Genomic DNA, 22,610 nt, shown 5'->3' on the forward strand with positions numbered 1-22,610 from the left:
CTACCGGTTCGCCAGCAGCACCAGTACCGCGCCCGTCCCGCCTTGGCCGGCGGGCGCGGAATGAAACGCCAGCACGTCGTTGCGCAGCCGCAGCAGGCGATCCACCAGATTCTTCAGCACCGGTGCGCCACCATCGGACTGCAGCCCCTTGCCGTGAATGATGCGCACGCAGCCGTACTCATGGGCATGCGCTTCGACCAGGAACTGCCGGACCAGCGCCTCGGCCTGGGCCACGGTTGCACCATGCAGGTCCAGTTCGTCCTGCACGGAATACTGGCCGCGCTTGAGCCGCTGGAACATCCGCGGCGGCAGATTCTCACGCCGGTAGCTCGCCGTATCACCGGCCTCCAGGGGGCTGCTGTCGCGCAGCAGCCGGGCGAACTCCCCGCGCGCCTCCTGTTCATCCTGCTCGGTCATCCGCGCGCGCGGCTTCGGCCGCGGCGTGGCCGGCGGCGGCGTGACCACCTTGCGCAGCGGCGTGACCTCACCGATGGCGGCCCGGAACAGGGCAGCGGGATCTTCGTCTTCAGGATGTGACATGCGTACAGCCTAATGGGCGCGAGGGGGGATGCCTACCGTTATCGGGGTAGGACGATCTGTCCGCTTGCGGCACAATAGCTGACGCACTTGCGCGGTCGTCATACTCCGGAAGGGGCAGGGCCACCGCCGCCAACAGTGGGAAGTGATGGAATCGAAGTCTTGAAAAATCAAGCGGTTAAATCGCAGATGCGGATTCTGGTCAGCAACGACGACGGTGTCGATGCACCGGGCATCAAGATGCTCGCCACGGTATTGCGTGACGCCGGTCATGAAGTGACCGTGGTCGCGCCGGATCGTGATCGCTCCGGTGCCAGCAATTCGCTGACCCTGGACCTGCCGATCCGCATGAAGCGCATCGATCACTACACCTGCTCGGTGGCCGGCACGCCCACCGACTGCGTGCATCTGGCCTTGACCGGCATGCTCGAGTACGAGCCGGACATGGTGGTGTCAGGCATCAACAACGCGGCCAACCTCGGCGACGACGTCATCTACTCCGGCACCGTTTCGGCGGCGATGGAAGGACGTTTCCTCGGGCTGCCGGCCGTGGCGATCTCGCTGGTCACGCACAACCACGAGCCGCGCCATTTCGAGACCGCCGCGCGCGCCGCGGTCGAGATCGTGTCGCGCCTCAAGGCCGATCCGCTGCCCGCCGACACCATTCTCAACGTCAACGTGCCGGACCTGCCGTGGAGCGAGGTGCGTGGTTTTGAAGTGACCCGTTTGGGCAACCGGCATCGCGCCGAAGGCTGCATCGCCCAGCGCGACCCGCGCGGCAACCAGGTGTTCTGGATCGGCCCTGCCGGGCGCGAGCAGGATTCGGGCCCCGGCACGGATTTCCATGCCGTGCGCAACGGCTACATCTCGATCACCCCGATCCAGGTCGACCTCACCCGCTACCAGGCGCTGGAGAAGGTGGCCAGCTGGGTCGGGGGGCTGACCGCCGCACTGGATCGACCGGCATGAGCCCACGCCTGCGCCTGCAGCCCGAAGCCGTCGGCATCGGCATGACCTCCCAGCGTGTCCGCGATCGTCTGGTCGACCGCCTGCGCGACGCCGGGATCACCGACGAAGCCACCCTCAATGCGATCCGTGTGGTGCCGCGTCATCTGTTCATCGATGAAGCGCTGGCCTCGCGCGCTTATGAAGACACCGCGCTGCCGATCGGCCACGGCCAGACCATTTCGCAACCGTGGGTGGTGGCGCGCATGACCGAAGCGGTGCTGCAGTCCGCGCCGAAGACGGTGCTGGAAGTGGGCACCGGCTCCGGCTACCAGGCCGCCGTGCTGGGCGCGATCGGACTGGAGGTCTACACGGTCGAGCGCATCGGCGATCTGCTGCGCCAGGCGCGCAAGCGCTTCCGCGCGTTGGGCATGAACATCCGCAGCAAGCATGACGATGGGCGTGTCGGCTGGGCCGAGCACGGTCCTTACGATGCGATCGTGGTGACCGCGGCCGCACCGGCGCTGGTCGATGCGCTGGTCGAACAGCTCGCCGTCGGCGGCCGCCTGGTCGCCCCGGTCGGTGGCCCCGGCGCGCAGTCGCTGATCCAGTTGACCCGTCGCGAAGACGGCAGTGTTGAACAGCAGGTATTGGCACCGGTCACGTTCGTGCCGCTGCTGTCTGGCATGCTGGACTGATTCCAAGGAGCGTTGCGTCATGAAGATTTTTGGTCCGCTGTACGAGCGGGCAATGAAGTGGGCCGCGCACGAACGCGCCCCCACCTATCTCACCGTGTTGAGTTTCATCGAGGCGATCATCTTCCCGGTGATGCCCGAGGTGATGCTGGCGCCGATGTGCGTTGCCCAGCCCAGACGCGGCTGGTGGTTCGCCACCCTCAGCCTGACCGGCTCGATGGCCGGTGCGCTGGTGGGTTATGCGCTGGGCCACTTCGCCTTCGAAGCGCTCAAGCCGGTGTTTGCCGCGCTGGGCATGCTGGGCAGCATCGAAGGCGGCATCGCCATCGTGCAGGCCAAGATGGCCGAGTCGCCGTGGGCGGTGTTCACCTTCCTGGTGCTGGGCGGCTTCATGCCGATCCCGATGAAGGTCTTCACATGGGCATCGGGTATCGTCGGCGTGCCGTTGCCGCAGTATTTCCTGAGCATGTTGATCGGCCGTGGCAAGCGCGTGTACGTGCTGGCGGCGGTCATTCGTATTGGCGGGCCGCGCGCGGAAGCTGCGCTGCGCCGTTGGATTGAACCGCTGGGCTGGATCGCGACCGCGCTGGTGGTCGTGCTGGTGGCCTGGCTTGTATGGAGAGCGAAGTTCGCATGAGTGCTGATCGTTTGAGCAAGGGAGTGCGCACCGGCGCGCTGCTGCTGGTGGTGTCGGCGCTGAGCGCCTGTGGCACCGCCACCGTGGTGCGGCCTTCGGGTTCGGGCGGCAGTGTGGCCCACAGCACCCCGCAGACCTCGGTGGCCAAGCCCGGCCAGACCGCTGTCGTCCGCCGTGGCGACACGTTGTATGCACTCGCGCGCATCCACAACATCACCCCGCGCGATCTGGCCGCCTGGAACGGGCTGGCCGAGCCGTACACGATCTATCCGGGGCAGTCGCTGCGGCTGTTCCCGGGCGGCAGTGGTGGCAGTCCGGCCCGCGCGCCGACCACCGTGGTCACCGCGCCGCGGCCGGGCAGCACCGCGCCGGCCGCAACCCCGTCGCCGACCACGGCGATCAAGAGCAACATCAGCTGGCGCTGGCCGGCGGACGGCGCGATCGTCGGCCGTTTCGTCGCCGGTGAAGCGACCAAGCAGGGCGTGGACATCGCCGGTGCCAGTGGTCAGCCGGTCCGCGCGACGGCCGCCGGCGTGGTGGTGTACTCCGGTGCCGGCCTGGTCGGTTTCGGTGAGTTGATCATCATCAAGCACAGCGACCAGTGGTTGTCGGCGTATGGCCACAACCGCAAGCGTCTGGTCAACGAAGGTCAGAGCGTGAAGGCGGGCGAGCAGATCGCGGAGATGGGCCGCACCGGCGCCGCACGCGACATGCTGCACTTCGAGATCCGCTACAACGGCAAGCCGGTCGACCCGCTGCTGTACCTGCCGCCGAAGTAAGAACGAAAAAGGCCGCCTCAAGGGCGGCCTTTTCTGAACGGCAATCCGGATCTCACCCCTTCAGGATGAACGCCGCCGCCACCTTGCGACCCTCGCTGGCGAGAATGTTGAAGGTCCGCGCGGCCGCCGGGTTGTTCATCACTTCCAGGCCGATCCCGCGGGTCAGGCACGCGGCCATGACCGCCGCCGGCGGGAACACCTGGGTGTCGCCCGTGCCCAGCACCACCAGCGCCGGATTCAGCGCCAGCACCGGCTGCAGGTCTTCCGGGGTCAGCTGGGCGATATCGGCCACCGGCCAGGCTTCGATCAGCGTGTCCGGGGCCAGGATGAAACTGGCGGCCAGGGTCCGGTCATTCACTTTCGCGCTGCGGCCATCGGCGGCACGCAGGGCGTAGGCGTAGTCCGGGATTTCGTGGCTCAGCTGCATGGGCGTTCCGGGATCAGCCGCGCGGCAGGACGATCTGGCGCTGTTCCTTGCTCGGGCGGTACAGCACGGCCACGTGGCCGATACGCTGCACCAGCGCGCTCTCGCTGGCACTGACCAGCTCGGCGATCAGGGCGTCACGGGCCTCGCGGTCTTCGGCGGCAACCTTGACTTTGATCAGCTCGTGGCGCTCCAGCACCTCTTCCAGTTCAGCCAGGAAGGCCGGTGTCACCCCCTTGCCGCCGATCTGGAGCAGGGCTTTCAGATCATGCGCGTGGCCGCGGAGGAAACGGGTTTGGGAAGAAGTCAGGGCGATAGCCATTCAGGAACAAGCGGTTAACTGGGGCGATCAGGGTATCATGACCTCCCCATCCGACCCGCATCTCAATGGCAACCCGTAGCAAAAGCAGTCAACGCTGGTTGAAAGAGCACTTCGCCGACCCCTTCGTGAAGAAGGCCCAGGCCGAGGGCATGCGCTCGCGCGCGGCCTACAAGCTGGAGGAGTTGCTGCAGCGCGATCGGCTGCTGAAGCCGCACATGGTCGTGGTCGACCTGGGCGCTGCCCCGGGCGGCTGGTCCCAGCAGGTCCGCCGCCAGATCGGCGATACCGGCCGGGTGCTGGCCCTGGACATCCTGGAGATGCCGCCGCTGGCCGGCGTGGAGTTCCTTCACGGTGACTTCAGGGAGCAAACCGTCCTATCGGAGTTCGAAGCCATGCTGGGGGATCAGCCGGTAGACCTTGTGCTCTCGGATATGGCCCCCAATAAGAGTGGAATGGACGCGGTGGACCAACCGCGGATGATGCACCTGGCGGAGTTGGCGTTGGATTTTGCCGACAACCATCTCAAGCCCGGTGGCGCGTTCCTGATCAAGCTGTTCCAGGGCGTGGGCTTTGACGACTACGTGCGCGAAATGCGCCGCCGGTACGACAAAGTGGTGATCCGCAAGCCTGAAGCGTCCCGCAAGCGCTCGCCCGAGGTGTATGCCTTGGGGCAGGGAAAACGCGCGCAGATCAAGTAAGCTCAACCATACGAATCGCGTCAGGAATTAGAGGAACACCGGAGCCAATGAGGATGAACGACTTGACCAAGAACCTCCTGCTATGGGTGGTCGTCGCCGTCGTGCTGATGGTGGTCTTCCAGAGCTTCTCGCCAAAGAGCAGCGGAGCCGGCGCGCAGGGCGCGACGTACTCGCAGTTCCTGGACCAGGTGGACAGCGGGAACATCCAGAAAGTAGTGCTGGGCGAAATGCGCGGCGGTGCCAATGATGTGACCTATACCACCCGCAGCGGCCAGACCAGCACCATCACCGCGCCCTACGACCGCGACCTGATCAATGTGCTGCGTGGCAAGAAAGTGGAATTCGAGCAGGCACCTCCGTCCAGCGGCATCTCGCTGGGCGCGATCCTGATGAACTTCCTCCCGGTGATCCTGATCATCGGCTTCTGGATCTTCATCATGCGCCAGATGCAGGGCGGTGGCGGCGGCGCCAAGGGCGCGATGTCCTTCGGCAAGTCGCGCGCCAAGCTGCAGGGCGAGGACCAGATCAAGGTCACCTTCGCCGACGTCGCCGGGTGCGACGAAGCCAAGGAAGAAGTCGGCGAACTGGTCGACTTCCTGCGCGACCCGACCAAGTTCACCAAGCTCGGCGGCAAGATTCCGCGCGGCGTGCTGATGGTCGGCCCGCCGGGTACCGGCAAGACCCTGCTGGCCCGTGCGATCGCCGGTGAAGCCAAGGTCCCGTTCTTCTCGATCTCCGGTTCGGACTTCGTGGAAATGTTCGTCGGCGTCGGCGCCAGCCGCGTGCGCGACATGTTCGAGCAGGCCAAGAAGCAGGCGCCGTGCATCATCTTCATCGATGAGATCGACGCCGTCGGTCGTCACCGTGGCGCCGGTCTCGGCGGCGGTCATGACGAGCGCGAGCAGACCCTGAACCAGCTGCTGGTTGAAATGGACGGCTTCGAGGGAGGCGAGGGCGTGATCGTCATCGCCGCCACCAACCGTCCGGACGTGCTGGATCCGGCGCTGCTGCGCCCGGGCCGTTTCGACCGCCAGGTCGTGGTCGGCCTGCCGGACGTCAAGGGCCGCGAGCAGATCCTCAAGGTGCACATGCGCAAGCTGCCGCTGGCCGACGATGTCGAGCCGATGGTGATCGCGCGCGGTACCCCGGGTTTCTCCGGTGCGGATCTGGCCAACCTGGCCAACGAAGCGGCGCTGTTCGCGGCGCGTGGCGGTGAGAAGGAAGTCCGCATGGACCACTTCGATCGTGCCCGCGACAAGATCCTGATGGGTGCCGAGCGCCGTTCGATGGCGATGAGCGAAGAAGAAAAGACGCTCACCGCGTATCACGAAGCCGGTCACGCCATCGTCGGCCGCCTGGTGCCCGAGCACGATCCGGTCTACAAGGTCACCATCATTCCGCGCGGCCGTGCGCTGGGCGTGACGATGTACCTGCCGGAAGGCGACAAGTACTCGATGAACCGCGTGGCGATCGAATCGCAGCTGTGCTCGCTGTACGGCGGCCGTGTTGCCGAAGAGCTGATCTTCGGCACCGACAAGGTGACCACGGGTGCCTCCAACGACATCGAGCGCGCCACCAAGATGGCCCGCAACATGGTCACCAAGTGGGGCCTGTCCGATGAGCTCGGCCCGATCGCGTACGGCGAAGAGGACGATGAAGTGTTCCTCGGTCGTTCGGTGACGCAGCACAAGAGTGTGTCCGATGACACTGCCCGCCGCATCGATGAAGTGGTCCGCAGCATCCTGGACAAGGCCTATGCCCGTACCACCGAGCTGCTGACGGCCAACCTCGACAAGCTGCACACGATGTCCCAGCTGCTGCTGCAGTACGAGACCATCGATGCGCCGCAGATCAACGCCGTGATGGAAGGCCGCGATCCGCCGCCGCCGGCAGGCTGGGACAAGTCCCCCAGCAACAAGGATGGCGGCAACAACAACGACAAGGGCGGCGATGCCCGTCCCGTGTCGCCGATCGCCGGTCCCGCCGAGCAGATCTGAGGGTTGCCCACGTAAGTGACGAAGGCCGGGGAAACCCGGCCTTCGTCGTTTCCGACGGGTCATAATGTCGCTCTGTTTTCGTTCCCGTTCTGGAGTCGCCATGTCCGCACCCCCACCGCAGCCGATCTCGCACACCACCGAAATGGTGATTGCCACGATGATTGGCGTGGCCATCGGCCTGACCCGCGACAACTTCCTGCTCGGCGCCGGCATCGGCATCGCGGTAGGTGTGCTGATGAGCATCGCCAAGACCGTCTACGTGGAGCGCAAGCGCCGCCAGCGCTGAGTGCTTGCGCGCGCGGCCGGCAGTGGGCACGATGCGCTTGCCCGCGCCGCATGCCGCGGTCGGGCATGGCCGGGGGATCGGCCGACACACTTTCCAGGGGGACTTTCATGCGTCATTCGATGCGCGCAGCCGTTGCTGCGCTGCTGTGCTGTGCCACGCCGGTCATGGCGGCCGAGATCCACGTGCAGGATCCGGTGCCGTTCAATGAATCGGCGATCATCGCCGAGAACATCAAGGCCGAGTGCCGGATGGGCGCGCAGCTGGCAACCGCGCTGGGCAAGAATGCCCCGGCCCATGGCAACACCCTCGTCTTCAGCAGTGATCCGGTGAACACCGGCAGCGGACACGCGTTGAAGCTGGAGCTGGTGGAGGCGCAGAGCGCAGGCAATGCATTCACCGGTCACTTCAAGTCGGCTGCCGTGCGCGGCGTGCTGTTCGAGAACGGCCAGCAGGTGGCCACCGTCACCGCACGCCGCGTGTCGCGCGGTGGCGCGTTTGCCGGCTTCAAGGGCTCGTGCGATGTGCTCGAGCGCACGGTCAATGCGATCGGCAACGATCTGGCGATCTGGCTGGCCAAGCCGGTCGATGGGGCCCGCCTCGGCGACCTCTGACGGCCGGTCCGGTGCGCCAGCGTAAACTACGCGCTGGCGTACTTCGTGGATCTGCCCATGTTCGATATCTCCCCCCAGCTCGATTGCGGCGGCCGCCTGCTGCGGCTGGATCGCCCGCGGGTCATGGGCATCGTCAACGTCACCCCGGATTCGTTTTCCGACGGCGGTGACCACGACAGTGTGGAGGCCGCGGTCGCGCACGGCCTGCAACTGGTGGCCGAGGGCGCGGACCTGCTCGACATCGGCGGCGAATCGACCCGGCCAGGCAGTGCGCCGGTGCCGCTGGATGAAGAACTGCGCCGGGTCATCCCGGTGATCGAGCGCCTGGCACGCGACACCACCGTGCCGATCAGCATCGACACCTTCAAGCCCGAGGTGATGCGTGCCGCCGTCGCGGCCGGTGCCGGCCTGATCAATGACATCCAGGCATTGCGCCAGCCCGGTGCGCTGGACGCCGCGGCCGACCTCGGCGTGCCGGTGGTGTTGATGCACATGCAGGGCGAGCCGGGCAGCATGCAGGACACCCCGCACTACGATGACGTGGTCGCCGAGGTGCATCGCTTCCTGACCGAGCGCATGTTCCAGGCCGAGATGGCCGGCGTCGCCAAGAAGCACCTGATCATCGATCTGGGCTTCGGCTTCGGCAAGACCACCGAACACAACATGATCCTGCTGGCGCGCTCGGACCGCTTCCTCGAGCTGGGTGTGCCGATGCTGGCCGGCCTGTCGCGCAAGCGCAGCATCGGTGAGCTGACCGGTCGTGAGCAGCCGCGTGACCGCGTGGCCGGTTCCGTCGCCGCGCACCTGATCGCCGCCCAGCGTGGCGCGATGCTGCTGCGTGTGCACGATGTCGCGGCCACAGTCGACGCCTTGAAGGTATGGGCGGCGGTCGATGCCGTGCCGATGCCGCGGGTGTCGGCGGCCCCGGCGATGCCGCGCTGGCCGGACGAGGACTGATGGCCGTCGATCAGCGCCCACTGGCGATCGCGGTGATGGGCCCGACCGCCTCGGGCAAGACCGCCACCGCGATCGCGCTGGCCCAGCAGCTGAACGGTGAGATCGTCAGCGTCGATTCGGCGCTGGTCTACCGCGGGCTGGATATCGGGTCGGCCAAGCCCGATGCGGCCGAGCGCGCGCAGGCGCCACACCATCTGCTCGATGTGCGCGACCCGTGGCAGACCTATTCGGCGGCGGAGTTCGCCAGCGACGCGGCGCGCGCCGTCCGCGACATCATCGCGCGCGGGCGCATGCCGATTCTGGCCGGTGGCACCGGGCTGTATTTCCGCGCCCTGCTGCAGGGCCTCTCGCCGATGCCTGAAGCCGATCCGGCGGTGCGCGCGCAGATCGCGGCCGAGGCGGCCGAGCAGGGCTGGGCGGCGATGCATGCCCAGCTCGCCGGCATCGATCCGGCAGCGGCAAAGCGTATTCATGCCACCGACCCGCAGCGTATCCAGCGGGCGCTGGAAGTCCATCGGCTGACCGGCACCCCGATCAGCGAATGGCAGAAGCTGCCCGGTGTGGACCGGCTGCCGGTGCGGGCGCTCAAACTGATCCTCGCTCCGCGCGAGCGCACGGTGCTGCACCAGCGCATCGAAACCCGTTTCGACGCGATGCTGGATCACGGCTTCCTGGATGAAGTCCGCGCCCTGCGGGCCCTGCCGGCGATGGCCGAGGTGGCCGCGCCGCTGGATCTGCCGGCCGTGCGGGCGGTGGGTTACCGGCAGGCCTGGGAGTATCTGGACGGGCAGGGCACGGCCGAGGCCTTCCGTGAGCGCGGCATCCAGGCCACCCGCCAGCTGGCCAAGCGCCAGCTGACCTGGCTGCGTGGGGAGCTTGATGCGCGCTGGTTCGATCCCCATCTAGACAGGGCTTCCCTGGCGGATGCGGTGTCGACCTTCGTCGCACGCTGAGTCCACGCCTTCACGCACCCACCCCGTGTACCATCAAGGGTTCCGGCGGGCGGCGGGGGCCGTGGCAACTGCCGGAAGACCATAAAAACAATAATCAGGAGTGTGCAATGTCCAAGGGGCAATCGCTGCAGGATCCGTTTCTGAATGCACTTCGGCGCGAACGTGTGCCGGTGTCGGTGTATCTGGTCAATGGCATCAAGCTGCAGGGGACGATTGAATCGTTCGACCAGTTCGTGGTGCTGCTGCGCAATACGGTGAGCCAGATGGTGTACAAGCACGCCATCTCGACCGTGGTGCCGGCACGCAACGTGAAGGTCGGGCCCGGGGGTGGCTATGTGCAATCCAACGATGGCGCCGATGGCGTCCAAGGTGATGACGACGTTGAGTGATCGCGTGAAAAATTCTGGAGAACTGCGTGTTTGACCGTTCCAAGCGAGGCGAACACGCACTCCTGATCCAGCCGCATGCCGGCCGGCTCGAAGACGATGTGCTGGAAGAGTTCACCGATCTGGCCCGCTCCGCCGGGGCCAGCATCGCGGCCACACTGACCGCGCGCATCGATCGGCCCAATCCGTCGATCCTGATCGGCAGCGGCAAGCTGGATGAGGTCAAGGCCGCGGCCGACGCCACCGGCGCCGACCTGATCCTGGTCAACCATGCGCTGTCGCCGGGGCAGGAGCGCAACCTGGAACGGTTCCTGGAGCGGCGTGTAATCGACCGTACCGGGCTGATCCTGGACATCTTCGCCCAACGCGCGCGCAGCCACGAAGGCAAGCTGCAGGTGGAACTGGCGCAGTTGCGCCACATGTCCACGCGGCTGATCCGCGGCTGGACCCATCTGGAGCGCCAGCGCGGCGGTTCCATCGGCCTGCGCGGCCCGGGTGAAACCCAGCTGGAAACCGATCGCCGTCTGCTGCAGAAGCGCGTGGAGCAGCTGCAGAAGAAGCTGGAAAAGGTGGAAGTGCAGCGCACCCAGATGCGTCGTGCCCGCCTGCGCAGCGAGCTGCCGCGCGTGGCGCTGGTGGGCTATACCAATGCCGGCAAGTCGACCCTGTTCAATGCGTTGACCGGTGCCGAGGCCTACGCCGCGGACCAGTTGTTCGCCACGCTGGACCCGACCGTGCGCCGCATCGCACTGCCGGGCGGCAGCGTCGTGCTCGCTGACACCGTCGGCTTCGTCCGCGACCTGCCGCATGATCTGGTGGCCGCGTTCCGTTCCACATTGTCCGAAGCCCGCGAAGCGGACTTCCTGCTGCATCTGGTCGATGCTGCCGATCCGCACCGCGAGGAGCGCATCGCACAGGTGGATGAAGTGCTGACCGCCATCGGCGCGGGTGATCTGCCGCAGTTGCTGGTGTTCAACAAGATCGACCGCATCGACGGGGCCGAAGTACGTCACGATGGCCAGGACGGCATCCCGGACAACGCGCGCCGCGAGCGGGTCTGGATTTCCGCCCGCGACAATGTCGGCCTGCCGCTGCTGCAGTCCGTCCTGGGCAAGCGCCTGGGACTGCAGCACGTCAGTGGTGAGCTGCGGCTGCCGCCGAGTGCCGGTCGCCTGCGTTCGCGCCTGCATCAGCTGGAGGTCGTGCGCAGTGAAGCCACCGACGAAGACGGCTGGCTGCTGCAGGTCGAGATCCCGATCGCCGAGGCCGAGAAGCTGGCGGCCGGCGAGGGCGGGGAACCGATCCGCGCGATGCTGCCGGAGAAGCTTCCGGAGTGGTGAGGGGTGTGCCGGCAACACACGACATCAGCCACGATTTCGGCTAAAACAGGGGGGCGTTCGTCCCCCCGTTGATCCAGGATTCCCCATGACCGTTCCTTCCGACGCCGAGCTGGGCGCCCTTGCCAGTGACGTGGGCCAGCGCCTGCAGCAGGCCTCGCTGCAGCTGGTGACCGCCGAAAGCTGCAGTGGCGGCTGGATCGCCAAGGCGATGACGGATATCGCCGGCTCCTCGGCGTTCTTCGATTGCGGCATGGTGGTCTACAGCTACGAAGCCAAACAACGCCTGCTCGGCGTGCGCGCACAGACGCTGGAACAGTTCGGCGCGGTCAGCCGCGAGACCGTGCTGGAAATGGTCTCCGGTGCGCTGATCAATTCCGGCGCCGGCATCGCCGTGGCGGTAACCGGCATTGCCGGGCCGGGCGGTGGCAGCGAGGACAAGCCGGTGGGCAGCGTGTGGATCGGCTGGAAGGGGCGGGGCGGCTATGCCCGTGCGCAGCTGTTTCAGTTCGATGGCGACCGCGAAGCCATACGGCGCCAGACCGTGCAGCAGGCGCTGACGGGAATCTTCCCGCTGTTGTGACATCCTGACCGGGTGTGCTGACAGGAGAGTGGGCCGATGTGGGAAACGCTGGGTACCGTGCGTGACCTGGGGCGATTGCAGGAAATCGCGTCGGTCCTGATCCGCTATGGCTTCGGCGACCTCGTGCGCCGGATCGGCCTGGCCGATGTGCTCGAGCGTGCCGGCCGGCTGCTGCACTGGAACGACACCCAGCAGATGCTGCGGATGACGGCGCCGGTGCGCGTGCGCCGGGCGATGGAAGACCTGGGCCCCACCTTCGTCAAACTGGGCCAGGTGCTGGCCACCCGTGTGGATCTGTTCCCGCCGGATTGGATCGCCGAATTCTCCGAACTGCAGAATGCCGTGCCTGCGCTGCCGTACGCACAGGTGCGTGATCAGCTCGAACGCGATCTGGGCGCACCGGCGACCGAGGTGTTCGCGTGGCTCGATGAAACGCCCATGGCGGCGGCCTCGCTGGCACAGGCGCATCGCGCAACGCTGCATGACGGCACCGCCGTGGTGCTGAAGATCCGTCGTCCGGGCATCCGCGAGGTGATCGAAGCCGACCTGCGGCTGCTGGCGCGGCTGGCTGAAATCGTGGAAGCGCGCTTGCCCGACATGCAGCGCTACCGCCCGGCCGAGGTGGTACAGCAGTTCCAGGTGTCACTGCGTCGGGAGTTGGATTTTGCCGCCGAATGCCGCAATGCCGAGCGTATCGCGCGCAACTTCCAGGGCCGCGACGACATCCTGATTCCCAACGTGCACTGGCAGTGGACGTGCGAGAGCCTCAACGTGCAGGACTTCGTCGACGGCATTCCCGGCCGTGATCTGGCCGGGGTCGATGCGGCCGGTCTGGACCGCGTGCAGCTGGCCCGTACCGGTGCGCGCATCGTGCTGAAGATGGTGCTGGAGGATGGTTGTTTCCACGCCGACCCGCACCCGGGCAACATCATCTACCTGCGTGACGGCCGTATCGGCGTGATCGATTTCGGCATGGTCGGCGCGATCTCCGAGCAGCGCCGCTTCCAGGTCGCCCAGCTCCTGCACGGCCTGGTCACCCAGGAGCCGGAGCAGGTGGCCGACGTGCTGCTGGACTGGGCAGGTGGCGTGGAGGTGGACGAGTCCCGGCTGCAGCAGGACATCAGCACCTTCGTGGACCAGTACCGCGGGGTGCCGCTGAAAGACCTGCACATGGGCCTGATGCTGGGCAACATCACCCAGTTGCTGCGCCAGTACGCGCTGACCCTGCCGGCCGATCTGGCGCTGATGATCAAGACCTTCCTCACCCTGGAAGGCATGGGCCGCCAGCTCGACCCGCAGTTCGACATGGCCAGCGCCGCGCGCCCGTATCTGGAGCGGGTGATGTGGCAGCGCTACTCGCCCGGCGCGATGCTCAAGCGCGGCAAGCGCAGCCTGGTCGGGGTGATGGACCTGGTCGGCGACCTGCCGCGCGACGTGCGCAGGCTGCTGCAGATGGCGCGCCGCGGCCGGCTCCAGCTCAAGATCGAAACCACCGCGCTGCAGGGCTTCGGCGACCAGGTCAACCGTGCCGCCAACCGGCTGGTCATGGGTATCGTGACCGCCGCGCTGATCATCGGCTCCTCGATCGTCATGCACAGCGTCGGCGGCATCTCCAGCCGCTGGTTGCTTGCGCTCGGCGTGGCCGGCTTCATCGGTGCCGGCTTCTGTGGCGTGTGGATCCTGTTCTCGATCTGGCGCAGCGGTAAGAACCCGTAGGGTTCTAACCGCTGGGATCGGAAGGATCCCCGGAACTTCCCGCGTAAGTGGGGGATTACGTGTAGGTCCGACCGTTGGTCGGACGCCATTGCCGCGCGTTCGCGCGGTCACCGACCAACGGTCGGTGGCGACAGGCATTGCTGGAGGCTTCGACCGCTGCCGGACAGCCCTTCCTTTATGGGCTCTTTCTCTGCGGGCACTTGCGTGCCTGCATCGTTAGTAGTAATACTACTAACCATGGACCTGACCGATACCCAGCAGGCGATCCTGCAGTTGATCGCCGAGCGTATAGAGACCGATGGCGCACCGCCGTCGCAGACGGAAATCGCCCGTGCGTTCGGCTTCAAGGGCGTCCGCGCAGCCCAATACCATCTGGAAGCGCTGGAGCAGGCCGGGGCGATCCGTCGCATCCCGGGCCAGGCCCGCGGCATCCGGCTGGTTCAGGCACCGGCGCTGCAGAACGGCCTGCCCGAATCGCTGCCCGCCTCGGCGTTGCCGGATCACGTCCTGCGCCTGCCGGTGCTGGGCCGGGTCGCGGCCGGTCTGCCGATCGGCGCGGATATCGGCTCGGATGACTTCGTGGTGCTGGACCGGGTGTTCTTCTCGCCCGCGCCGGACTACCTGCTGAAAGTGCAGGGCGACTCGATGATCGACGAAGGCATCTTCGACGGCGACCTGATCGGTGTGCACCGCACCCGCGACGCCCGCTCCGGCCAGATCGTGGTGGCCCGCATCGATGACGAGATCACGGTCAAGCTGCTGAAGATGGGCAAGGACCGGATCCGCCTGCTGCCGCGCAATCCCGATTACAAGCCGATCGAAGTGCTGCCCGACCAGGACTTCGCCATCGAAGGCCTCTATTGCGGGTTGCTGCGGCCCAACCGCTGACCCTGTTTCCCCTTGAATCACGCGCGGTCTTTTGTGGCACATCTCTGGTTTTGCTGAGGTTGGTACGGATGTCCGATAATTTTTTTCCGAACGCCGGGCAGAATCTCAGCCCGTGCGATACGCCAGCCTTAAAGTGAACCCATGGCCAAGAAGACTTCCAAAGACAGCACCTCCACCGATACGACCTCTGCAAGGACCACTCCGATGGACGAAAACAAAAAGCGCGCCCTCACCGCCGCGCTGAGCCAGATCGAAAAGCAGTTCGGCAAGGGCGCCGTGATGCGCATGGGCGACCGCGTCGTCGAAGCGGTCGAGGTCATCCCCACCGGTTCGCTGATGCTGGATATCGCTCTCGGTATCGGTGGCCTGCCCAAGGGGCGTGTCGTGGAGATCTACGGTCCGGAATCCTCGGGCAAGACCACCCTGACCCTGCAGGCGATCGCCGAATGCCAGAAGAAGGGCGGTACTGCGGCCTTCATCGATGCCGAGCACGCGCTGGATCCGATCTACGCCGCCAAGCTGGGCGTCAACGTGGACGACCTGCTGCTCTCGCAGCCCGATACCGGTGAGCAGGCGCTGGAAATCGCCGACATGCTGGTGCGCTCCAGCTCGGTGGACATCGTGGTGGTCGACTCGGTCGCCGCGCTGACCCCCAAGGCCGAAATCGAAGGCGAAATGGGCGACCAGCTGCCGGGCCTGCAGGCCCGTCTGATGAGCCAGGCGCTGCGCAAGCTGACCGGCAACATCAAGCGCTCCAACACCCTGGTGGTCTTCATCAACCAGCTGCGGCACAAGATCGGTGTCATGATGCCGGGCCAGAGCCCGGAAGTGACCACCGGCGGCAACGCGCTGAAGTTCTACGCCTCGGTCCGCCTGGACATCCGCCGTATTGGCGCGATCAAGAAGGGCGACGAGATCATCGGCAACCAGACCAAGATCAAGGTCGTCAAGAACAAGCTGGCGCCCCCGTTCAAGCAGGTCATCACCGAGATCCTGTACGGCGAAGGCATCAGCCGCGAAGGCGAACTGATCGACATGGGCGTGGAAGCCAAGCTGGTCGAGAAGGCAGGCGCCTGGTACAGCTACGGCGAAGAGCGGATCGGCCAGGGCAAGGACAACGCCCGCGGCTATCTGCGCGACAACCCGCAGATCGCCCAGCGTCTGGAAGCCGAGCTGCGCGAGAAGTTCCAGCCGGAAGAAGCCGTGCGTGAAGGCGGCGACGAGGCTGAAGACGACGCCGAGTGAGTTTCCTGCGGGGCAGGGCAGCGCCGTCAGTGACGCTCGCCCTGGCCTGCAGTTTCAAGAATCCCCGACGGGATGGCGCCAAGGACGGCGCACTGTAATGGACCGCTGCCATGCAAGACTCCGAAGCCCCCGCACCCCGGCGCAAGCGCCGTGTCCAGGAACAGACGCCGGTCCAGCGGGCGTTGGGGCTGCTGGTGCGCCGCGAACATTCGCGTAAAGAGCTGACCCGCAAACTGCAGGCCCGCGGCATCGAGAACGAAGCCGCCGAAGCTGCGGTAAGCAAGCTGGCCGAGGCCGGCTGGCAGGATGACACCCGCTTTGCCGAGAATCTGGTCCGGATCCGGGCCAATACCGGCTATGGACCGATCCACATCCGCGCCGAACTGGGCACGCATGGCCTGGACAGCGACCAGATCGCTGCGGCCATGGACACCTTCGAAGGCGATTGGACCGAGAATGCCCGCGACCTGGTCTGCCGCCGTTTTGGCGAGGCTGGCCCGCAGGAACTGCCTGCACGGCGCAAAGCCGCCGATCTTCTGGCCCGCCGGGGGTTCCCCGGCGACAGCATCCGCCAGGCCACCCGTTACGACCCTGAGGACTGAGCGGCCCGGGCCTGATACCCTTTGTGGTTTCGGCGGTCCTGCAGTTGACACCCGGCCATTGGGGCTGCGTGCCAGGGACTGACCGGCCCGCACAAAGCCAGCCCCCCATGAACGCATCCGTCAAATTCACTACCTCCCAGATCCGCAGCGATTTCCTTGAGTTCTTCAAGGGCAAAGGCCACACGATCGTGCCGTCGGCGCCCCTGGTGCCGGGCAATGATCCGACCCTGCTGTTCACCAACTCCGGCATGGTGCAGTTCAAGGACGTGTTCCTTGGCGCCGAGAAGCGCAGCTACGTGCGCGCGGCCGACGTCCAGCGCTGCCTGCGCGCCGGTGGCAAGCACAACGATCTGGACCAGGTCGGCTACACCGCGCGCCACCACACCTTCTTCGAGATGCTGGGCAACTGGTCGTTCGGCGATTACTTCAAGAAGGACGCCATCGCCTGGGCCTGGGAGCTGCTGACCCAGGTCTGGAAGCTGCCGGCCGAGCGCCTGCTGGTCACCGTGTACCAGACCGATGACGAGGCCTACGCGCTGTGGCGCGACATGGTCGGTATCCCGGAAGAGCGGATCGTGCGCATCGGCGACAACAAGGGTGCGCCGTTCGCGTCGGACAATTTCTGGCAGATGGCCGAAACCGGCCCGTGCGGCCCGTGTACCGAAATCTTCTATGACCATGGCGACCACATCGCCGGTGGCCCCCCGGGTTCGCCGGATGAAGACGGCGACCGCTTCATCGAGATCTGGAACCTGGTCTTCATGCAGTTCGACCGCCAGCCCGACGGCACCCTGGTGCCGCTGCCGGCCCCGTGCGTGGATACCGGCATGGGCCTGGAGCGTCTGGCGGCGATCCTGCAGCACGTCCACACCAATTACGAAATCGACCTGTTCCAGGCGCTGATCCGCAAGGCCAGCGAGCTGACCGGCATGGCTGATCTGGAGAACAAGTCGCTGCGCGTGATCGCCGATCACATCCGTGCCTGCTCGTTCCTGATCGTTGATGGCGTACTGCCGTCCAACGAAGGCCGCGGCTACGTGCTGCGCCGGATCATCCGCCGCGCCCTGCGCCATGGCTGGATGCTCGGTGTGCGCCAGCCGTTCTTCAGCAAGCTGGTGCCGACGCTGGTCGAGCAGATGGGCGTGGCCTATCCGGAACTGCCGGCGCAGGTCGACACCGTAGTGCGCGCCCTGCAGGCCGAAGAAGAGCGTTTCGCGGAAACGCTGGATTCGGGCATGAAGATTTTCGACGACGTCGCGGCCAAGGTCAGCGACGGCGTGATCCCGGGCGTTGATGCGTTCCGCCTGTACGACACCTACGGCTTCCCGGTCGATCTGACGGCCGATATCGCCCGCGAGCGCGATATGACGGTGGACATGGTCGCCTTCAACGCCGCGATGGACACCCAGCGCGAGACCGCGCGCGCGGCCGGCAAGTTCGGCGGCGGCGTGACCCTGTCGGCCGATCTGGTCGCCACGCTCAAGCCGACCGTGTTCCTGGGGTATGACCGCCTGCAGGCCGACGACCTCACCGTGGTCGCCATCCTGAAGGACGGCCGCCCGGTGGAGAGCGCGCAGGCTGGCGATGACGTCATCGTGCTGACCAACCAGACCCCGTTCTACGCCGAGTCCGGTGGCCAGGTCGGCGACAACGGCACCCTGACCGGCGCCGGCGTCCAGGTAGAGGTCAGCGACACCCAGAAGTTCGCGGGCCAGTTCCACGGCCACGTGGGCAAGCTCACCGCGGGCAGCCTGAAGCTCGGCGATGTGCTGTCCGGTCAGGTCGATGGCCAGCGCCGTGGCGCGACCATCCTCAACCACTCGGCCACCCACCTGCTGCATGCCGCCCTGCGCGAAGTGCTGGGCACCCATGTGCAGCAGAAGGGCTCGCTGGTCGCGCCTGATCGCCTGCGCTTCGATTTCTCGCACTTCGCGCCGATCAGCGCCGAAGACCTGGCGATCATCGAGCGCAAGGTCAACGAGCAGGTGCGCGCCAACAACGCCGCTGAAGTCCACAACATGGGCATGCAGGAAGCGCTCGACTTCGGCGCGATGGCGCTGTTCGGCGAGAAGTACGGCGAGCACGTGCGCGTGCTGAAGATGGGCGACTACTCCACCGAACTGTGTGGCGGTACGCATGTGTCGCGCACCGGCGACATCGGCCTGTTCAAGATCACTGCCGAAGGCGGTGTGTCTTCGGGCGTGCGTCGTATCGAAGCAGTCACCGGGCAGGGCGCGTTGGATTACGTGGCCCATGAAGAAGCCCAGCTGAGCGAAGCGGCGGCACTGCTTGGCGGCAATGCCGGCGACGTGGTCGACAAGATCCGCCAGCTCGGCGAGCGGCAGAAGAAGCTGGAGCGCGAGCTCGAGGCGCTCAAGGCCAAGCAGGCTGCCGGTGCGACCGCCGATCTCGGTGGCGCCGCGGTCGAGGTCAACGGCATCAAGATCCTGGCCGCGCGCCTGGAAGGCTTCGATGCCAAGGCGCTGCGCGATGCGATCGACCGACTCAAGCAGCAGCTTGGCGATGCGGTGATCGTGCTGGCCGGCACCCAGGACGGCAAGGCGGCCCTGGTCGCAGGCGTGAACGGCAGCGCAATGGGCAAGGTAAAGGCCGGGGAACTGTTGGCCCATATCGCCAGTCAGATCGGGGGCAAGGGCGGCGGCCGCCCGGACCTCGCCCAGGGTGGTGGTGAGGACGGGCCCGCCCTTGCTTCTGCACTGGCCGCCGTCGTCGACTGGGTCACCCCCCGTATCTGAACAGCCTGAAGCCTCCTGCTCCTTGATGGGTCGGGAGGCCTGACGGTACTATGGCGAATCTTTTCCCGTTGTCGTGGGGCGCTCTTGCCGGGGCGCCAAGCCGGTGGGGAAATGCCACCACCGGTTCCCCTGGAGACTTGAACAAATGTTGATCCTGACTCGCCGTGTAGGCGAAACCCTGATGATCGGTGACTCGGTCAGCGTGACCGTGCTCGGCGTCAAGGGCAACCAGGTGCGTATCGGTATCACCGCTCCGAAGGACGTGGCCGTGCACCGCGAAGAGATTTACCAGCGGATCCAGCGCGGCGATGAGCCGAATGCATCCGGAAGTGAAAATTCTTCGGATTAAGGCTTTACCTGAGGGCGCGGAAAACGTTATTATTCGCGCCCCCGCTGAGATGATTCATCGCAGCGGCGGACCAAGAACACTGGAGCGGTGCCCGAGTGGCTGAAGGGGCTCCCCTGCTAAGGGAGTATAGGGCTTAAAACTCTATCGAGGGTTCGAATCCCTCCCGCTCCGCCAGTTGTAGAAAAGGCCTTCGTACGCAAGTACGGAGGCCTTTTTCTTTGTGCGATCCGCTTGTGCGATCCGGGTCAAATGATCGACTTGCAGACCGCTTCGATCCGATGCCCATCCGGATCAATCAGGAAGGCGGCGTAGTAGTGATCGCCATAGTCCTCGCGCAGCCCCGGCGCCCCGTTGCAGGTGCCGCCAACCGCCAGTGCATCGCGGTGGAACGCATCGACTGCCTCACGGGAAGGTGCGCCGAAGGCCAGGTGGAAACCCGCGCCCGGGGGCGAGGCATCGGCCCGCAGCTTCAGGCACAGCAGATCCTCATCTTCGACATAGCCATATCCGATCGCCTCGTCGTCTTCGAAGACGCGACGCATGCCCAGCGCACCGAGCGCGGCATCGTGGAAGGTGGCGGCACGCGCGAGATCGCGCACGCCCAGTGAAAGGTGATGCAGCATGGTGGTGCGCTTCCGTTGGGAATGTGGCGCGCAGCGTCGCATGAAACAGGCGGACGGCGCGCCGGCCGACGCATTCGGATGGCGCATGCAGTCGATCCCCAATCTTCATTGGTGCCGACGCGGCAGCTCGGCTACGGTCGTTGTCCAGCGGCGTCCCACCGGGCGCCATCCGTGTAAGGAGCAGGAACATGTCGATGGGACGGAGGTCGGTCCGTGGTTGGGTGGTCATGAGCATGCTGATGGGCATGGTCATGCCGGTCAGTGCGGCGTCGTTGGATGAGCGCCTGCATCGGGCGGCGGAAAAGGGCGATGCCAGCGTGGTGCGTGCGCTGCTGGGGCAGGGCGCACAGGTGGATGCGCGCGATGCGGCCAAGGTGACGCCCTTGCTGGCCGCGACCCACCACAACCATGTGGAGGCCGCACTTGCGCTCATCCAGGCCGGTGCCGACGTCAATGCCAAGGATGCGATCCAGGACAGCCCGTATCTCTACGCCGGTGCCCGCGGGCATCTCGAGATCCTGCGCGCGACGCTGGCTGCCGGCGCGGACCTGAAGAGCACCAACCGCTACGGTGGCACCGCACTCATTCCAGCGGCCGAACGCGGGCACGTGGAGACTGTGGCGACACTCATTGCCGCGGGTGTCGATGTGGATCACGTCAACAACCTGCAATGGACCGCGCTGTTGGAGGCGATCATCCTGGCCGATGGTGGCCCACGACATGTGGAGATCGTCCGTCAGCTCATCGCGGCCGGGGCCGACGTGACCCTGCCTGACGGCGAAGGCGTCAGCCCGCTGCAGCATGCACGCCAGCGCGGTTACCGCGAGATCGAGACGCTGCTTCTTGCCGCAGGCGCTGGGCAGGGCTGAGCAGCCGCGGGGTGGGAAAGGGCAATGTTGCCGCCGCCTTGACGCGCCACAGGCATGCTCTGCACCGCCCCTCTGCGAAGGTGTGCGCTTCCCCCGAAGACACAGGAGTCGCCGTGAACACACGTCGCCACTTCCTCTCCGTTGCCGCCGCCGGTACCGCCGCTTTCGCCGCCTCGCCGTTGATGGCGCAGTCGGCTGGCCCGGGCAGTGTCCTGCCCACCCGCGGCCAGGCCTCGGCGAAGCCCTTGCCGGGCAACCCCGCACAGCAGGGCAGGCGCTATCGTCCGCAGACGCGTCTGGGCCTGGGCGGTGTCGCGATCGGCAATGGTTTCGCGGCCGCGACCGATGCGCAGAGCGAAGCCACCCTCGCCGCCGCCTATGCGGCCGGGGTGCGCTGTTTCGATACGTCGCCGTGGTACGGGCTTGGCCTGAGCGAGCGCCGTTACGGCCACCATCTGCACAACCATCCCGCGCGTGAGTACACGCTGTCGACCAAGGTCGGCCGCCTGCTGACGGCGACCGCCGGTGAGCTGCAGGACGTGATGTGGAAGGACCCGTCGCCGTTCCATTACCGCTACGACTACTCCGCCGACGGCACGCGGCGGTCGGTGGAGGACAGCCTCAACCGGCTCGGCGTATCGCAGCTGGACGTGGTCTTCATTCATGATCTGTCGCCGGACAACGAAAAAGACCTCGGGATGCCGTGGGAGCAGCGCTTCGCCGAGGCCGCGAAGGGCGCGATGCCGGCGCTGACACGCATGCGTGAGGAGGGGCTTATCAAAGCTTGGGGGTTCGGCGTCAATCGACCCGAGCCGGCGCTGCGTGCGGTGGCCGAGTCCGACCCGGACATCTTCCTGCTGGCGTGCCAGTACTCGCTGCTGGATCACGAGCAGGCCTTGCATGACACCTTCCCGAAGATCGCCGCGCATGGCGCGTCGGTCGTGGTCGGGTCGCCGCTGTTGGCGGGCTACCTGGCCGGGCGGGACCGGTATCTCTATGACGGCAAGGTGCCGTCCTGGGCGCCGGAAAAGCGCGCCAGGGTGCAGGCCATCTGCGATCGCCATGGTGTGGACCTGCGCACGGCGGCGCTGCAGTTCGCCGATGCACCCGAGGTGGTATCGGCGGTCATTCCGGGCGCGCGCACGCCCGAACAGGTCCTGGCCAACGTCGCGTCGATGTCGGTGGCGGTGCCGGGGGCCTTCTGGGCCGAGCTCAAGCAGGAGAAGCTGATTGCCTCGGATGCACCGGTGCCGCGTGGTTGATCCGGTCGGTGGACCGGCGGATCACCTGACCTGATCGCCACCGGCCAATGACCTGCGGCGCCCCGGCTGCGGCCGGAGCGTCGCCTGTCTGCAGTGCTCTCCACCCGGTCGCCTGCCGCGATAGTCTTTCGCTATAGCCCAGGATGCGGCATC

The 22,610-nt window shown here is 66.3% G+C and carries 25 protein-coding genes and 1 tRNA gene; 22 read left to right on the forward strand and 4 right to left on the reverse strand.

The annotated features are described in order from the left end of the window. Positions 1–540: a Smr/MutS family protein gene (locus ACWV8V_RS03265; protein WP_455898932.1), complete on the reverse strand. Its 540-nt coding sequence runs from the start codon at positions 538–540 to the stop codon at positions 1–3. 186 nt (positions 541–726) lie between these two features. Here ACWV8V_RS03265 and surE point away from each other — a divergent pair, with 186 nt between their 5' ends. From surE to ACWV8V_RS03285, 4 genes are read left to right on the forward strand one after another with little or no spacing between them, the layout of a single operon-like run. After that, complete coding sequence (gene surE, locus ACWV8V_RS03270) at positions 727–1,506, forward strand: 5'/3'-nucleotidase SurE (protein ID WP_455898933.1); 780 nt, start codon at positions 727–729, stop codon at positions 1,504–1,506. Next, entirely contained in the window at positions 1,503–2,180 is a 678-nt protein-coding gene (locus ACWV8V_RS03275; protein ID WP_123728903.1) for a protein-L-isoaspartate(D-aspartate) O-methyltransferase, read from the forward strand. The genes surE and ACWV8V_RS03275 overlap by 4 nt, the downstream gene beginning before the upstream one ends. A 19-nt stretch (positions 2,181–2,199) precedes the next feature. Further along, complete coding sequence (locus tag ACWV8V_RS03280; RefSeq protein WP_259260287.1) at positions 2,200–2,814, forward strand: YqaA family protein; 615 nt, start codon at positions 2,200–2,202, stop codon at positions 2,812–2,814. Beyond that, positions 2,811–3,593: a peptidoglycan DD-metalloendopeptidase family protein gene (locus ACWV8V_RS03285; protein WP_259260288.1), complete on the forward strand. Its 783-nt coding sequence runs from the start codon at positions 2,811–2,813 to the stop codon at positions 3,591–3,593. The genes ACWV8V_RS03280 and ACWV8V_RS03285 overlap by 4 nt, the downstream gene beginning before the upstream one ends. Before the next feature lie 52 nt (positions 3,594–3,645). Here ACWV8V_RS03285 and ACWV8V_RS03290 read toward each other — a convergent pair whose 3' ends face one another. Both ACWV8V_RS03290 and yhbY read right to left on the reverse strand, forming a co-directional pair. Further along, positions 3,646–4,020, reverse strand: a complete 375-nt coding sequence (locus ACWV8V_RS03290) for an Mth938-like domain-containing protein (RefSeq protein ID WP_123728906.1) — start codon at positions 4,018–4,020, stop codon at positions 3,646–3,648. A 13-nt stretch (positions 4,021–4,033) separates the two neighbouring features. Further along, positions 4,034–4,339, reverse strand: coding sequence for a ribosome assembly RNA-binding protein YhbY (yhbY, locus tag ACWV8V_RS03295; protein WP_019183325.1), 306 nt, complete (start codon positions 4,337–4,339; stop codon positions 4,034–4,036). Between the two features lie 65 nt (positions 4,340–4,404). On the opposite strand from yhbY, the gene rlmE reads away from it, so the two are divergent. The 16 genes from rlmE (at position 4,405) to ACWV8V_RS03375 (ending at position 19,877) form a co-directional block, all read left to right on the forward strand. Continuing rightward, positions 4,405–5,037 carry a 23S rRNA (uridine(2552)-2'-O)-methyltransferase RlmE gene (rlmE, locus tag ACWV8V_RS03300; RefSeq protein ID WP_176989638.1) on the forward strand — a complete coding sequence of 211 codons (633 nt, stop codon included), beginning with the start codon at positions 4,405–4,407 and terminating at the stop codon, positions 5,035–5,037. 53 nt (positions 5,038–5,090) lie between these two features. Further along, positions 5,091–7,034 (forward strand): ATP-dependent zinc metalloprotease FtsH, encoded by a 1,944-nt coding sequence (ftsH, locus tag ACWV8V_RS03305; protein ID WP_259260289.1) that lies wholly within the window; start codon positions 5,091–5,093, stop codon positions 7,032–7,034. A 100-nt stretch (positions 7,035–7,134) separates the two neighbouring features. After that, the gene (locus ACWV8V_RS03310; protein WP_346470326.1) at positions 7,135–7,320 is read left to right on the forward strand and encodes a hypothetical protein; all 186 of its coding nucleotides are present in this window, start codon (positions 7,135–7,137) and stop codon (positions 7,318–7,320) included. 107 nt (positions 7,321–7,427) lie between these two features. Continuing rightward, complete coding sequence (locus tag ACWV8V_RS03315; protein WP_455898934.1) at positions 7,428–7,931, forward strand: hypothetical protein; 504 nt, start codon at positions 7,428–7,430, stop codon at positions 7,929–7,931. Positions 7,932–7,988: 57 nt separating this feature from the next. Continuing rightward, complete coding sequence (gene folP, locus ACWV8V_RS03320) at positions 7,989–8,888, forward strand: dihydropteroate synthase (RefSeq protein WP_259260292.1); 900 nt, start codon at positions 7,989–7,991, stop codon at positions 8,886–8,888. After that, positions 8,888–9,841: a tRNA (adenosine(37)-N6)-dimethylallyltransferase MiaA gene (gene miaA / locus ACWV8V_RS03325; RefSeq protein ID WP_455898935.1), complete on the forward strand. Its 954-nt coding sequence runs from the start codon at positions 8,888–8,890 to the stop codon at positions 9,839–9,841. Before folP ends, miaA begins: the two co-directional genes overlap by 1 nt. Before the next feature lie 107 nt (positions 9,842–9,948). Next, a complete protein-coding gene (gene hfq, locus ACWV8V_RS03330) occupies positions 9,949–10,230 on the forward strand; it encodes an RNA chaperone Hfq (protein ID WP_123728913.1) in 282 nt (93 codons plus the stop codon). A gap of 26 nt (positions 10,231–10,256) precedes the next feature. Next, positions 10,257–11,567, forward strand: coding sequence for a ribosome rescue GTPase HflX (gene hflX / locus ACWV8V_RS03335; RefSeq protein ID WP_259260294.1), 1,311 nt, complete (start codon positions 10,257–10,259; stop codon positions 11,565–11,567). 85 nt (positions 11,568–11,652) lie between these two features. Beyond that, entirely contained in the window at positions 11,653–12,147 is a 495-nt protein-coding gene (locus tag ACWV8V_RS03340) for a CinA family protein (RefSeq protein WP_019183317.1), read from the forward strand. Between the two features lie 36 nt (positions 12,148–12,183). Next, positions 12,184–13,863 carry a 2-polyprenylphenol 6-hydroxylase gene (gene ubiB, locus ACWV8V_RS03345; RefSeq protein WP_259260298.1) on the forward strand — a complete coding sequence of 560 codons (1,680 nt, stop codon included), beginning with the start codon at positions 12,184–12,186 and terminating at the stop codon, positions 13,861–13,863. Between the two features lie 237 nt (positions 13,864–14,100). Then, entirely contained in the window at positions 14,101–14,751 is a 651-nt protein-coding gene (gene lexA, locus ACWV8V_RS03350; protein ID WP_121041795.1) for a transcriptional repressor LexA, read from the forward strand. A 204-nt stretch (positions 14,752–14,955) separates the two neighbouring features. Beyond that, positions 14,956–15,996 carry a recombinase RecA gene (recA, locus tag ACWV8V_RS03355; RefSeq protein WP_123728917.1) on the forward strand — a complete coding sequence of 347 codons (1,041 nt, stop codon included), beginning with the start codon at positions 14,956–14,958 and terminating at the stop codon, positions 15,994–15,996. A gap of 110 nt (positions 15,997–16,106) precedes the next feature. After that, positions 16,107–16,598: a recombination regulator RecX gene (gene recX, locus ACWV8V_RS03360; protein WP_123728918.1), complete on the forward strand. Its 492-nt coding sequence runs from the start codon at positions 16,107–16,109 to the stop codon at positions 16,596–16,598. A 107-nt stretch (positions 16,599–16,705) separates the two neighbouring features. Next, a complete protein-coding gene (gene alaS, locus ACWV8V_RS03365; protein ID WP_455898936.1) occupies positions 16,706–19,354 on the forward strand; it encodes an alanine--tRNA ligase in 2,649 nt (882 codons plus the stop codon). A 145-nt stretch (positions 19,355–19,499) separates the two neighbouring features. Then, positions 19,500–19,703: a carbon storage regulator CsrA gene (gene csrA, locus ACWV8V_RS03370; protein ID WP_019183311.1), complete on the forward strand. Its 204-nt coding sequence runs from the start codon at positions 19,500–19,502 to the stop codon at positions 19,701–19,703. An 81-nt stretch (positions 19,704–19,784) separates the two neighbouring features. Further along, positions 19,785–19,877 (forward strand) — tRNA-Ser (locus tag ACWV8V_RS03375). A 71-nt stretch (positions 19,878–19,948) separates the two neighbouring features. Here the strand turns inward: ACWV8V_RS03375 and ACWV8V_RS03380 are convergent. Then, complete coding sequence (locus ACWV8V_RS03380; protein ID WP_259260300.1) at positions 19,949–20,326, reverse strand: VOC family protein; 378 nt, start codon at positions 20,324–20,326, stop codon at positions 19,949–19,951. 227 nt (positions 20,327–20,553) lie between these two features. On the opposite strand from ACWV8V_RS03380, the gene ACWV8V_RS03385 reads away from it, so the two are divergent. Together ACWV8V_RS03385 and ACWV8V_RS03390 are read left to right on the forward strand one after the other, a co-directional pair. After that, the gene (locus ACWV8V_RS03385) at positions 20,554–21,195 is read left to right on the forward strand and encodes an ankyrin repeat domain-containing protein (protein ID WP_455898937.1); all 642 of its coding nucleotides are present in this window, start codon (positions 20,554–20,556) and stop codon (positions 21,193–21,195) included. Positions 21,196–21,308: 113 nt separating this feature from the next. Then, on the forward strand, positions 21,309–22,457 hold the full coding sequence (locus ACWV8V_RS03390) for an aldo/keto reductase (RefSeq protein WP_455898938.1): 1,149 nt from the start codon (positions 21,309–21,311) through the stop codon (positions 22,455–22,457). Positions 22,458–22,610: the final 153 nt, after the last annotated feature.

This window comes from Stenotrophomonas sp. Ker107b, from assembly GCF_053847245.1.